The 13,374-nt window shown below is 55.3% G+C and carries 15 protein-coding genes; 3 read left to right on the plus strand and 12 right to left on the minus strand.

The features are described from left to right. Positions 1-383: 383 nt before the first annotated feature. From A4E19_19110 to A4E19_19130, 5 genes are all read right to left on the minus strand, one after another. The gene (locus A4E19_19110; protein OQW33882.1) at positions 384-2,399 is read right to left on the minus strand and encodes a cytochrome C; all 2,016 of its coding nucleotides are present in this window, start codon (positions 2,397-2,399) and stop codon (positions 384-386) included. Beyond that, positions 2,396-2,797, minus strand: a complete 402-nt coding sequence (locus A4E19_19115) for a copper-binding protein (protein OQW33883.1) — start codon at positions 2,795-2,797, stop codon at positions 2,396-2,398. Before A4E19_19115 ends, A4E19_19110 begins: the two co-directional genes overlap by 4 nt. Before the next feature lie 86 nt (positions 2,798-2,883). Beyond that, entirely contained in the window at positions 2,884-3,474 is a 591-nt protein-coding gene (locus A4E19_19120) for a hypothetical protein (GenBank protein OQW33884.1), read from the minus strand. 59 nt (positions 3,475-3,533) lie between these two features. Then, positions 3,534-4,130 (minus strand): hypothetical protein, encoded by a 597-nt coding sequence (locus tag A4E19_19125; GenBank protein ID OQW33885.1) that lies wholly within the window; start codon positions 4,128-4,130, stop codon positions 3,534-3,536. A gap of 62 nt (positions 4,131-4,192) precedes the next feature. Next, positions 4,193-4,780 (minus strand): hypothetical protein, encoded by a 588-nt coding sequence (locus A4E19_19130; protein OQW33923.1) that lies wholly within the window; start codon positions 4,778-4,780, stop codon positions 4,193-4,195. A 274-nt stretch (positions 4,781-5,054) separates the two neighbouring features. Between A4E19_19130 and A4E19_19135 the strand changes: the two genes are divergently transcribed. Continuing rightward, a complete protein-coding gene (locus tag A4E19_19135) occupies positions 5,055-5,531 on the plus strand; it encodes a bacterioferritin (GenBank protein OQW33886.1) in 477 nt (158 codons plus the stop codon). Between the two features lie 8 nt (positions 5,532-5,539). Then, positions 5,540-6,010, plus strand: coding sequence for a bacterioferritin (locus tag A4E19_19140; protein OQW33887.1), 471 nt, complete (start codon positions 5,540-5,542; stop codon positions 6,008-6,010). Positions 6,011-6,470: 460 nt separating this feature from the next. Here A4E19_19140 and A4E19_19145 read toward each other — a convergent pair whose 3' ends face one another. The 7 genes from A4E19_19145 to A4E19_19175 all read right to left on the minus strand — a co-directional run bounded on the left by A4E19_19145 (position 6,471) and on the right by A4E19_19175 (position 12,325). After that, the gene (locus A4E19_19145; GenBank protein OQW33888.1) at positions 6,471-8,204 is read right to left on the minus strand and encodes a hypothetical protein; all 1,734 of its coding nucleotides are present in this window, start codon (positions 8,202-8,204) and stop codon (positions 6,471-6,473) included. A 172-nt stretch (positions 8,205-8,376) separates the two neighbouring features. Beyond that, entirely contained in the window at positions 8,377-9,069 is a 693-nt protein-coding gene (locus A4E19_19150) for a hypothetical protein (protein ID OQW33889.1), read from the minus strand. Between the two features lie 105 nt (positions 9,070-9,174). After that, positions 9,175-9,693: a hypothetical protein gene (locus tag A4E19_19155; protein ID OQW33890.1), complete on the minus strand. Its 519-nt coding sequence runs from the start codon at positions 9,691-9,693 to the stop codon at positions 9,175-9,177. Positions 9,694-9,718: 25 nt separating this feature from the next. Continuing rightward, complete coding sequence (locus A4E19_19160; protein OQW33891.1) at positions 9,719-10,405, minus strand: hypothetical protein; 687 nt, start codon at positions 10,403-10,405, stop codon at positions 9,719-9,721. Continuing rightward, complete coding sequence (locus A4E19_19165) at positions 10,390-10,863, minus strand: hypothetical protein (GenBank protein ID OQW33892.1); 474 nt, start codon at positions 10,861-10,863, stop codon at positions 10,390-10,392. The genes A4E19_19160 and A4E19_19165 overlap by 16 nt, the downstream gene beginning before the upstream one ends. A 51-nt stretch (positions 10,864-10,914) precedes the next feature. Next, a complete protein-coding gene (locus tag A4E19_19170) occupies positions 10,915-12,078 on the minus strand; it encodes a hypothetical protein (GenBank protein ID OQW33893.1) in 1,164 nt (387 codons plus the stop codon). 19 nt (positions 12,079-12,097) lie between these two features. Next, complete coding sequence (locus tag A4E19_19175; GenBank protein ID OQW33894.1) at positions 12,098-12,325, minus strand: hypothetical protein; 228 nt, start codon at positions 12,323-12,325, stop codon at positions 12,098-12,100. Positions 12,326-12,756: 431 nt separating this feature from the next. Here A4E19_19175 and A4E19_19180 point away from each other — a divergent pair, with 431 nt between their 5' ends. Then, positions 12,757-13,374, plus strand: coding sequence for a hypothetical protein (locus A4E19_19180; GenBank protein OQW33895.1), 618 nt, complete (start codon positions 12,757-12,759; stop codon positions 13,372-13,374).

Below are 13,374 nucleotides of genomic sequence, written 5' to 3' on the forward strand. Positions count from 1 at the left end.
GCTTCGAGTCATACCACTCCGAAATGTCATACCCTCGCCCCGAACTGTCAGCTGCCATGTCCCCTACCTCCTTGTGTTAAATGAAAGTGTCCAGCTACCGAAAGCCACGTTCAAGAAAAGGTCCCACCACGATGGTGTATTTCCCCTGGTGGAAGGACCCGCAAAAAAAGGTGAGCAAGTATCCGACAAAGCTTCGAGACGAGTCAAGCAAAATATCATGCGACAGGCCACCTAACCCCTTGCGTACAGCGCACAAGGAGTGGTTCGGCTTGGGAGGTCGAAGGTATACTCCTGCGGGTCTTGGAAGTCAATATCAGCAGGGATGCTTAGTGGTGTCAGGGCGACTGGAAGTAGATGGGTAACGAGGTAACCAGGGAGGGTTTTCAGTGAACGTGATCGCCAGGGGGAGGTAAGATTTCACCCTCTTGGTTGAGCTGAGTGATTTGTTGTGTCAGGAGGGTCGTATCCGCCCATCCTTGTCCATCTCCATTAGGAATCCACCGTGCTCGCAAATACCCGAATCGGTCGATGAGAAATTCCATGTGCTTGGGTCGCGTTCCTTCCCCGAACAAGTCCGGGATAGAAAGGGTTCTTCGGAACAGGGTATAGCTGCTGGCGATTTCCCGTGCGCCCTGTGTAACGACCGGAAAGGGCAGATCGCGTACGATTGCTACCAGTTCATCGGAAGGCAGATCGGTCATGGGAACTGCCAAGATGGCCGTGTTCGTTCGGGTGATCCCGGTGGCAACCGCACGGAGTTGTTCGATCCGAGCGCGTGATTCCGGCCAGGAAAAGAGGACCAGCAGCACACTCTGCTTTCCACGGAAATCCTTCAACGTGCCGCTTGAGCCGTCGTGCGCCGCATACGAGAAGTTCGGAGTGGCCATGAACGGTTGTTCCGGCAGAATACGGGGGGTAATGATCCTGGATTGATACCCTCTGGAATTGGCATGGAGAAAATTGAGCAAGTCCCACCGTTCTTCTTCCGAAAATTTCTCGCCGAAGGCCGGCATGATACCGTTGAATCGACCGTACGTCAGCCAATGAAAGAAGTCGCCCGCCGTATGCATGGCGGTATGGGGTTCGGTCAGCAGGTCTACCGGTTGTTTCGGCAAGGTCTTGGCCAGCACGCCGTTCCCCTTTGCTTGGGGGCCATGACAGGGAACGCAATTGGCGGCAAATAAATCGACGCCGTTGGCAATGGAGATGGCGTCGAACGGGACCGGAGTTTTCCGATAGGTCTCCGGATACGATTGCACGGAAATGGGATACAGTGTTGCCCCCAGTCCTAGAAGTCCCAGCACTGTCGGGACGGCGATTCTCCAGGAGATGGCCCAATGCTTTTTGCGGCCGAGCACGATTGCCGTTCCGGCCAGGATCAGTAAGACGAGGCCGGTCAACACGATCGTCCGCACGAGCCAGTCGCCCCATGTCGCGTCGATGGAGAACCGGAACGGGTAAGGCCAATTGTCGATGACCTCATGCTTGGCAGGCACCGCGTTGGCCAACAATGTGGCGACGATGACCAGCAGGACGGCGAGGATGAACTCGATTCGCACTCCCGTCCGGAGCTTTTTCCCTCCGACTGCGGCCGTGTACGGACTCTGCTTCAGCGACGGTACCCAGACCGATTTCGCGCGTGAGGCGATAAAAAGAATGATAGCCAGCAGCGTGAGTTTGGTGATGAGGAACCAGCCGTAGGGTGTGGCGACGAGTCCGGCATAATTCGTATCGATCATACGATTGGCCACGACGAGGCCCGACAGGATCACGGCGATCATCGTGGGGAATGCAATTGCTGAAAAACGGCTCAGCACTTCTCCGGCACGGGATCGGTCGTCGGCTGATCCGGTCGCGGCGGTGGAGGCGACGAGGATCACGCCGGGGAGACCGCCAAACCAAACGCTGGCGACGATGAGGTGCAACGCATAGGTTACGGTGGCCAAGACCGCTTCCTCTTCGGCCGCTGAATGGCTCGCGAGAGCACCGAGAGTCAGGGGCAGCGCCGCCGCCGTGGCACAGAGAACATAGCGCCATCGTCCGGAGGCTGAAGTCCGAAGGTACAGGACGATCGCAAGGACAGCGAGGGCGCTTGCAGCGCGCAGGGTCCAAATCAACCCGATGCGGGTCTTTTGTATGAAATCCAACCAAGCTTGAGGACTCCAGGCGTTTTCAGGAACTCCGGTCGCTTGGGCCGTTGTCGCGGCGAGGAGACCGAACAATCCCAGCAACAAGGTTACGGCGAGCCATGGAAAGGTCTGTTTCAGACGAGCGGGCCACGTGTGCCCGGATGCGGAACCTTTCTCTTCGGCGATTGCTAAAAAAATGCAACCACCGATCAGCAGCATAGAGGAAGCCAGCTGCAGACAGCGAAACAGCGCGCTAGCGACCTCGATCATTTCTTGTGTGTTTCACCCTTCACGGTGAAGTCGAACGTCGACTCGACGACATGTCCGTCCACCGAGAGGACGCGAAACTTGACGGAGTATTTGCCTGGGGCCAGTTCGGGCAGCGGTAGGACGATCGATTTGTGGTCATCAGGAACCAGGGAGGGTTTCACATCGGTGATCGGCTGTTTCTTGTCATCGAGGACCGTGAGGGAAGCGTAGTCCCCCTCGATTTTCTCGTTGAACCACAGGCGCACCTGACTTGGCGCCTTGGTGAGGACGGCCCGTCGTGGTGGTTCCGCCTTAACCAACATGGAGTGCGCGAAGGCCGATGTGACAGGGACCCCCAGGACAAATGCCACGACCAAGATGAAACGGATCAACGTGTGCTTGCCTGGCGAGCCGATCATTGGTCCTCCATGAGAGCGCGGATAGCGTGACGCATCTGGCCGTCTAGCTCGGTATTTCTGCGAGCATCCCCCTGCTCCGCCGTTCTCTATTGTGACGACACAGGAACTCCCGAAGGTTTGCGACGATCCCGAAAGGAGAAAAACACGGCGACGGCGATGCCGACCAGAACGGGCACGATGACCATGATGTAGTGCGTCAGGTGTGACAGGGTTCCCGTTTCTCCGACTGAAAAAGGAAAGCGTGAGACATGTTCGCGTTTTTCGCCGATTGAGACCATGCCGACGAACTTACCGGGCTTGTCAAAGTTGTATTTTACGTCGATGGATCCGGCCGGGTAGACTTTGGCCGGAAAATGGGTGACGGTCACTGCTTCGAGATTATCTTCCGAGCCGGTATCCCGAATGATACGCACTTCTACAGGGATTGAGCGAAGTTCTTGCTCCACGAAATCCAGCACCAAAACGGAATTCCCCGTTCCCGGTAGTTCTTGGCAAAATTTCCGATCGTAGTACGTGTCAGGTTGGTAACTGGCGAAATACATCTTGTAGGGTCCAATGTGGAGCACGCACGTATCGGCTGCCAATTCATGTCCATGTTGGGCCCACGCCGTAAACGGAGCGAAGACCCACAGGAACAAATAACATCCCAACGCACGAATCAAAAAGTGACCAGACATTTTTAAACCTCTTTTCCCCGGACTCTGATCATCCGTAGCCGTCCTGTCTTCGTCGTCCTCTAGGAAGCCGCGACTTGCGACGGCTTGCGGCGGTCGCGCATGAAAAAGACAATCCCGACGACGATGACGACCGCAGCGACTGGAACCATATAGATATTTAGAAATTTGGAAAAGACCTTCGGTTCGCCTACTGAGAATGGAAACTTGGAGATATGTTCTTTTTTGTCGCCCACGGTGACTATGCCAACAAACTTGCCGGGCTTGTCGAAGGTGTAAGCAAAGTCGATGGAGCCATTCGGATAGACCTTCGCCGGAAGGTGGAAGACGGTAATGGCTTCAAGATTGTCCTCCGGACCCGTTGAACCGGTGTCTTTGATGATGCGGACTTCGGCAGGGAGCGTACGAAGTTCCTGCTCGATGTAATCCAGCACCACGATGGTTTGCCCGGTCGCCGGGATGTCCTCACAGAACTGCTTTTGTTGCGTATTTTCAGGTTGGTAGCCGCTGAAATGCATCATGTACGGGCCGACCGTGAGCTTGCACATGTCTTCAGCCATGGAGAGCCCGCCATGAGCGTGCACCTGTGAGGACACCAAGGCGCCCATGGCTAATACGACACATCCAACCGTCAGTTTCAGGTATGCGAATGACTTCATGAAAGATCCCTCTCTGGAATGGTGAAATGAATGCTCAGATAGTCACACGCGGCGTCGGCTGTTCACGAACGACGGCGAGACGCAAACCAACCCCGCACACGGCTCGATTTTGAAAGCTCGTACCCTACGATCCCGAGTACCAGCAGTAACGCCAATGGTCCGAGTGCCGCGCGCCCAAGTTTTGAATAGTCGACCTGCTGCACTCGTAGCAAATAGGTGGAAGGGCTCAGCCCTTCTGCCGTGATGATCAACTTATAGAGGCCCTTGTCCAACCTGGCTTCTCCTCTCACCACGCCATCAGGATGAGAGACCGGCTTCCAGTACGCCACCGTCTTGGCCTCGTCTTGCTCGTTCTCATTGACCCCTCTGATGATCTTCACGCCTACCGGGAGGTTACGCAAGCTCGGATCGACCAGGTCCACGACGAGAAAGGTATCACCTACATCCGGGATATCCGTGCAGTACTGAGCTTTGGGCTCGATTTGCGGCTGGTAAGCGCTGAAATGCACCATGTTCCCGCCGATTCTTCGCACGCAGATGTCTTCTTCAATCGACACGTTCCCATGCGCGGCAGCAAGGTCGGGAATGAACACTGCCATGAGGGCAAATAGAAAAAGGAGTGAGCAGAAACGGGTGGCCAGCTTGTTCATGACTTCATCTGCAGTATCAATGTCCTGGATGGTTGAGATCGTGGAAATGTACCACCCCGCGGACTGTTCTTTCAAGTAGTCGAGCTGCGCATAGCAAGCCGGTTCGGACGCCGACTGCCGTGGCGGCGACGCGTTCGTCTGGTACTGAGAATTCATTTCATCGAAATTGAGAAGTAAACTCGAAATGTATACATTTCTTGGGTTGACGCCAAGGAGGAGACGTGATGATAATAACGAACACGAGCTGGTCCGATGTAAAAGGAGGGGGGATATCATGAAAGCCAAAGAAGGCGTCGTCAATATTCTCAATAAAATCCTGACGGCGGACTTGACCGCCATCAACCAGTATTTTGTCCACGCCAAGATGTGTGAAAATTGGGGGTACGAACGGCTTCATCATAAGGTAAGAGAACGGAGCATCGATGAGATGAAAGATGCCGATGAACTCATCGGCCATATTCTCTATCTGGAAGGCGTCCCGAATGTGCAACGAATGAACACCGTCCAGGTGGGCGAGACGGTGCCCGAGCAATTTAAATTGGACTTGAAGGCGGAGCAGGAGATGCTGGCCTTGTTGAACGAGGGAGTCGTGCACTGCACGAAGGTCACAGATTTTACGACTCGGCATATGCTTGAAGATATGGCCAAGGATGTCGACGGGCATATTGACTGGATCGAAACTCAATTGGAAACCATCAAACAAGTCGGCCTAGAAAATTACCTGGCCGAACAAATCAAGAAAGAATCCTGAGGAAGATCGTGAAAGCCAAAGAAGGCGTCCTGGAGGTTCTGAATCAGGTGCTGAGATCCGAATTGACGGCCGTTCACCAGTACTTGTTGCACGCGGCTCTGTGTAAGAATTGGGGATACGAGCGGCTGCATGAACACTACAGTCATTTGGCGAATGAGGAAGTGGAGCACTCCGCCGGGTTGATAGACCATATCTTGTATCTCAACGGTACGCCGGAGGTGGGACGGCTTGATACGATAGCACAGGGACAGGACGTAGGAACGCTGTTCCAAGCCGATCTGGATTTTGAGCGGGAGGATGCGGAGCTGCTCAGGAAGGGGATCGTGCACTGTGCCAAGGTCGGAGATTTTACGACAAGACATCTTCTGGAACATATGATCATTGATACCGAGGAGCACATCGATTGGTTTGAAACGCAGCTGCGTGCGATTGATCAGCTCGGTCCCAATCGGTTTCTTTCGGAGCAGATCAAGAAGTAGATAAGATAATAGATGTTAGTCTGGCTGTTCGGTATATACGATCGAGTGACTTTTAGAACAGATCCAATCGGTGGAAGCAGGTTTCGGACCGCCACTGCTCCATGCGTATCTCCATGTCCTAGCGGAGGCAGATTTTCCCGAGTAGACGAACCTCCCGGCTTGGACATGTGCTCACAGCATATCATCCCGCACCCATATGGTTTTCAACGCTAGGCGTAAGGAAAGTTTTCAACCACGCTTTCAGCCGTCGCGTCCTGAGGGACCGTATCTGCCCTCTGGTCTGTCCCTGTTGGCGTTGGAAGCACCGGCACTTAATGCACCAGAGCTGCGGATTGCGATGGTAGATCGGTTCGTGACAACGCCGACAGGTCATGATGGATGAACATGAATGGGAAGACGGGTTCATAGAGTTCACCTGTTTAAAGTGTGTGTACGGACCGTGGTCCATAGCCGTCATTGCCTATTGATAGTCCTCGTTCAGCGATTCCAGAAATGCCGCAAGCGGGGTAACGTCACTGGGCTTAAGAGCGACGCCTCGGAGCTGGGGCGCGCCATTGCGGAGCGTGCCTGCGCGGGCTTGTTTCGAGACATCGATATAAAAATCGATTACATCATTCATTGTGTCGAATTGCCCGGTGTGCATGAACGGAGCGGAATGCCCCAGATCTCGCAGACCCGGGGTCTTGAATCGGGCGATCGCCCGATTGAGGAGTTCGCTTTGGGACGCCGTACAGGGCTGTTCATCGTCGCAGAGTATGGTTCGGATCTTGGCTTGAGGTCCGGGCATATCCGGGTTGGCAAAGACATTCCAAAACCCCAAGTCGGTTCGCGTCGTTCCGGCAGAAGGCACGGCGCGAAATCGCTCCGTGGCTCCGGGGTGTCGTTCAGTAGCTGGAAGATCGTCGGATGTTCGTGTGTCGAGGGTCGGAATAGCCAGTTTCAGGAACGCGCCGATTCCATGGCCTGGAACCTCGTCGTATTCCTTCTGGGTCGTCCCCGTATTATGAGCTTTGAGATCAGTAAAGTTCGGAGCCGCATGGCACGCGATGCAGTTGCCGATTTTCCCGGCTGCCTGCTCGGCCGGCGAGGCAGGCAGCGCCGCCGGTTCCGCCAGAAACGTCTTCAATCCCGCTAATTCCTGAGCCCCAAACGAGAATGGCTGGGTATGGAATTGGAATCGGCCGTCGGTTCTGTTGGGATTTGATGTGACGAACCGAAGTGCCCCCGCCGATTCACGCGTCTTTACGAGTTGCAACAGACGCCTGCTGTAGTCGATCGGAGATTCGGTGGGATCCGGGGCTTGAGGAAGTCCATTGATCTCCAGAAACACATCGAACGGAGAACGGATCGATGCTCCGCTGTCTTCGGTTTGCGAAAAGCGAAGGCCGTTGACGTAGGCGGCGACGACTTTGACGACGGCATCAAACACCTCCTGATCTGTAGCGGAACCGATCGCCAGGCGGAAGTCTGAGGTGAGCCGGAAGTCTTCAGGTATGAAGGGATCTGTTCCAGCGAAGAGGGTTCGGAAGGATGCTCCGCCGAACTCCTTGGCCAGCTCGCCAGTGCCATCATCGAACCGGACCACCCGGGCGATGTGGGCGATGGCCTGAGCGCGTTCTCCAGGCAGCCAGCCCATGTTTCGGCCGGTGAACGTGTCCGCCACCAGCGCTTCCATTGAATTGAATTCGGCATCGAAATGGAACAAGACGCCGCCTGGTCGATCGAGCGCTGCGTTGACGAGGGGAGGGGAATTGCGGGCGGCAACAGTTTTGCCGTCCGCTCGGGCCGGAAGGGGGCTGCGGCGCGCGAAATCCGCATAGGCTCGCATGCCGCCTCCCGGCGCATCCAGAACGTCGTCCACGAAGTGACAAGTCCGGCAATTCATCGACAAGCCTTTGAACGGACCGGGATCGATCGGTGCGTCCAAGGTGACGACCGTATCGACGATGCCGTCGCCGACGTTCGGATCGTTGAGGTCGCCTCCCTTATCCAGAAAAACTTTGAACGCCTGGGCGAATCGTGTTTCGAGAAACAAGCGCTCACCGACGGCCTCTTCGGCGCCCGGAGTGCCCGTGTTGACAATCGGAGGAGGTGAGTTTTCAGAGCTTGAGCCGGAACAGGCGGCCAAGCTGAGAAGAAAAAAGAAGAGGAGCCTGGTGATGTGAGTGGCATAGGAATTAATTGGGCTCGGCATGTGGATATCAACTCCTTATCGTTACCAAACTCAAGTCTCACGGACCCGAGTCGAAATGCGTGCTTTGCACCGGAGGAAGGCAAGGGCCCTCGGGAGGTGAGAACCCTTGCCCGTCAAGTGGGAGAGGTGGGGCTCCCACTTCGATGCCGGCGTAGGTCGTACGCCGACTGCGCTACCGGTGAGTCGTGTCCCTTTCGTACAGGGCTTCCGGCTCTCTCAAGAGTTCGGCCAAGAGATCGACGACAGAGGGATCAAATTGAGTTCCCGAAGCCACCTGGAGAATTCGAAGCGCGATGTGATCCCGCAGGGATCGAACGCACACTGCGGGGACGTGAATAGCGGCGAATGCATCAGCGACGGCAAGGATCCGTGCTCCGAAGGGAATGAATTCTCCCCTCAGCCCATAGGGATACCCTGAACCATCCCACCGTTCGTGGTGATGGGCGATCATGACGGTTGCTTCACGAAGAAATGAAAAGGGTTGGAGTAAGGTCGCCCCTAACCGGGGGTGGTTCTGAATCGCCACGTAGGAATCCGGCTCGAACGAGCCTTGCCCGGTTTGAAGACGAGGTGGGAGCATGAGGAGCCCGAGATCGTGGAGCAGCGCGCCGAGTTTCAGTTGGTGTAATGCCTCGTCATCGAGGTGTGCTGCCTGTCCGATTCGAAGCGCCACCACTGTCGTGTCTTGCGCATGCCCTGCTTGCCAAGGAAGAAGTCGGTCCAGTTCTTTCGTGACCTGCCGAACCAGAATGCTTTCGAGATCGCGCCGCGAGGCGGATGGCAAATGGAGCCGATCGATCTTTCCGAGCATGTTTTGGATGGTCACAATGGCGGGTTCGATGCGATCCGTAATGTCGACATGCATGGCGCTGCCTCCTCCAAAACGAAAAGCCCGGAACCACTCGCGTGATTCCGGGCTCTGGGCGAATAACCGCTGGCCGCTAACGGGGTCCGTGGCTGTTGTTTTCCCCTACGACTCTTGTGGTCGCTTCCCCCCCATCAAGGGCTGCTCCAGTATCCACATTTCATATAAAGGAACGATCATCATGATCAGAAAACTCACGGTCATCAGCATGTCTCCCGTCAACATCGACAGGACAAACGTAGGCGAGACGTAGCTGATCAGCCAGGGCGACGCAAGATCGAGCATCACGCCCCCGAAGCCGGCCCAGGTGACGATGGCCTTGAGCGTGTGGCTGGCGCCGGTCAGGTACATGACGTGGATCAAGATCATGAATACGACCGGCATGGTAAACAGGTGAAAGTGCGTGATTTCTGCAAGTTCTCGAAACGACATTGGTTCACCGAAGGTGACGTCGGAACCTCGATAATGCTCGGCGATGCCTTGCGGCGACAGTCCCGTCATGCTATGCGCCCAAAAAAACGAAAAGCAAAATCCGGCGAACATCAAGAACAAAAACAATGTGTAGAGCAACCGAATGTGGCGATCGGAATCGCGCAGCCTGAATTTTTGGTTGAAGTTTCGCATGCCTGGGACGCTGGGTCCGCTTCTGCTAGTTTCCGAATATCGATGGCAGAAACCCCTTGTCCTTTTTCGCGGCCAACGTATCGCTGCCGATCCCGGCGGGCTTCAGATAGAACTCGTCGATCAGCACGAGGACGCGTTTAATCCCGGCACTCATGGAACGAACAGACATGGTGGCGCCGGTGATGTTGATGATGTCTTTGTTGATGCGGATAGGATCCAACACGGTCTTGCCTTCAAATTGCACGTTGAATCGTTTCCGGCCGACTTCGCTCCCCCTGGCCTCGCGGAATACCAGCAGTTCGACGTCTGAGCAGGACCCTTTCGCATCCACACCGACCATGTAGGTCATGTGTTTGTGTTTTCCGATCGTGTTATGAACCACGGCATAGCCGTCGATCTTATCACCCGTTTCGCCGATGTAGACTTCGAAGGCTTGCTCAGGAAATTTCCACCCGATGCGTTGCTCGATGAGATCTTTCTTGTCTGGCGTGAGCTGGATCACTTCCTTGCGAATGCGCTGGGATTTCGGCAAGACGATCTTCACGGCCTCTTCTTCGGACAAGAAGACCTCGGCATGGTTGAGCTCGTCTTCGGTCAGGTATCGGCGAAGATCGTTGTCCCATACCTTTTCGGCTCCGGCGGGTGTGGGGTTGGTTAGCCAGAGTGTCGCTCCAATTGCGAGGCCTGATACGATTGTTAGGTGACTGAACATCCGTGCTCCTGCAGTTTGGTATCAAGACGATTTTGCACGTCGCGCATGACTTGCTCAGAAGGATCCGTGGGAGCCCAGCCGAAGAGACGCGAACCCCCACGGAACGCCCAGCGTTGTCGCTCTTCGATGAACGAGATCTTGGTCATATCCTCCAGGCGCTTCACTTTTAACGTGAGGCGTGAACGGTCTCTGCTGTCCGGGATATCTCGGCGAAAAGCACCATAGGTCCGTCCCGGCATCGGAACTTCAAGCCATTCGGTTACGATCAGCCCCGTGTCTTTGTCTTTCGTATCGGTCGAGCGATCCTTCACGGCATCGATGGCTGCGTCCCACGCATGATCGTAGCTACAGACGGCAAGCCGTTGATGCATGCCGCTGGTCATCAACGCACAGCCTCCGAAACTTCCAAGCAGAAGGAGCGGAAGAATCTGCAAGCCTATTCGTGGGAACCTTGTCATGTCATGCGCTCCCCGCCGGTCAGGCGGGGAGCCTCCTCCTTGCCGTACAATTTAGAAGTATGTGGCTGCTTGAAACAGAAACCCGTCTCCGTCCATCGGACTACTGGCGGTGCCTAAATCTCCTGCGGGGGTCAGTCCCACCGCGCCGTTCTGAGTGTTATGCTGCCAGTTGATTTTGAAGACCGTATCTTCGATCGGTCTGAAGTTCAGACCCACGGTCAACCGATCCAACTCCCGCCGATTTCCCAACGTGTTTGCGGGATTGATGGTGCGATTGTCCGTATCGGTATCGACTTGTTCCCAGCGAATCGTCGCCGTAAAGGTCGACGCCTCCGAGAAATGGCTGGGCGCCAGCCGCTTCAGGAACTCAGGCATGAAGTGATAGTTTCCTTGGATATAATAGCCGAACATACCGGCAGGTCCGATCGGATTGCCGGCCACCCCGGTCGCGTTGTTGTTGCTGATTCTGACCCAGGCCGCTTCACCGATGAGTTCCCACGGTCCACGCTGCAATGTCCAATCCACCGCGAAGATATCGATGTTGCCCGAGCCGACCGTGGCGGTCGAGGGCTTATATTGCCCGTGGTACCCTGACCCGGCGATTTCAATACCCAACATCGGACTAAAGGCAAGACGACCGACGATGGCCTTGCTGTCATCGCGGTCTCGGGAGACGCTTCCGCGCGCATTTCGGACTCCCAAATCCGTCAGCGCACCGGCGGTTTGGGTCATGCCGTTGACCGCATAGAGTTCGTAGTCGACCTTCGAGAGAGTCGTCGGGTAGAACGTTCCATAGATCCCCGCACCCGCTTCGAACCAGGTGCTCGGAATGATGATTCGCGACACCATCGGCCGATCGACAAGATCGTTCAACGGCGAATCATGGAGCAAATTGAACTTCCCGACCGGCATGAGCAGAATGCCGCCTCGGAGATTGATTCTTTCATCCACCAGATAGTCCAATTGGGCAAATTCGACCTGAATCGAGCCATCCCCTTGCGGTGAATTGGTCCCCCCGCGTTCGATCTCGATTTCCGTCGCGAATTTGATCCGATCGGTGATGTCCGCAAAAATAAAGGGCACCAACCGCTGTTGGCCGAAGCTGTTACGGCTGGGATTGTCCAAATTTTGGCGAGAGAGAATGTTGTACATCACGTCTGCATAACCGCCGAGGGTGGCTTTCGGCGCGCTCAAGAACGGCTTGGCATAAATCAATTTTCCTGAACCGGTTGAACTAAATCCCCGGATATTCCCTGGGCCCAGGAGGAGAGGAAGGCAACCCCGTACCTGCTTCGGTTGGGCCTTGCCGTTCCGCCTGGTGCCGGTCGCGTTCTTGCAAACGTTTTTCAACCGCTTCATCCACTAGTTTCTTGATTTCCTCCGGGGTCAAGTTTTCCGCCCAAACCGGCATGGCCGGTAAGCTGATGATGACCAGAGCCCCGAGGATTGACCGCATCTTCATCGGTATCCTCCATCTAAGAATAATGTTGTGGTCTGACTCGGGACTCGACGGTCTCTGGTCTTCAGATCAATGAAACGTACGTAATGCGATGGATAAAAATGTGCCTCCTTTGCTGATAGGATGTTAGGTAGAAGTCGTTCCCCAGCCTTCGATTGAAGAGAAGGGGATGATGACCATGCGCTTACATCGCTTGCACTTCAGTTCCAACCCTTGCCCGCACACTTTGGCGATCAACTGCCCGCATTCACAACGGGTTTCAAGAGCTTGGCAATGTTCCAACGAAGGAGCTTTTGCGATAGCCATGACGCTTCACGAACGGTTATAATGAAATTGAGAACGATTATTAATATCTTAGCCAATAGCTGGGTGTCAAGGAATTATTTCAGTGAGGAGCCTTCCCGGTGTTGTGTAGGAGTCGGCATCATTTCTCGATGAAGGGAAAGCGCGGGATTCTCCACGGAGCGTTGTTGTGGTCCGTGAGCCTGAGCGTGGGAGGCTGTGTGACAGAGTTGCCGTCTCTAGTGGATCCGACCGAGATCGCGACGAGCGTGGTGGTCGGGCGAGTCGTAACCGTCTTGACCGGTGAGACCTCTCGGCGGTATCCACCTGAAGTGCGGTTTTTAGAGCTTGAAGACCGAGTGTCTGGCAAGCGATTTCAGGTGGAAATCAAATCACATGACGAATACTTTGTGATTGATTTGTCGGACGGACAGTATCGGCTCACTCGTGTACAGATCAGCGAAGGCCCGTTCATGTCCATGGCGAACTTGGACATGACCTTTTCCGTAAATGCCAAGGCCATTACCCATGTGGGGACCTGGAGGTTCGGAATCGATTCGCCGCGCTATGGGCGGATGATGGTGGCTTCTGTCGTCGCTGGCCAAGCAGAAGAGTCAGGGGTGCGTGACTTTCTCAGTCACCAGTATCCGACCTTCGATGGGCGCTCCATGGTCGAGGCACTTCCGCAGCCGGCACAAGTGGAAGCGAGGCTCTACGAAGTCATGCCGTATCCTCGGTATCCGAGGTATTTTCGGCGGCACTGGTGGTAA

This window comes from Nitrospira sp. SG-bin1, assembly GCA_002083365.1.
In the GTDB taxonomy this organism is placed as follows: Bacteria; Nitrospirota; Nitrospiria; order Nitrospirales; family Nitrospiraceae; genus Nitrospira_D.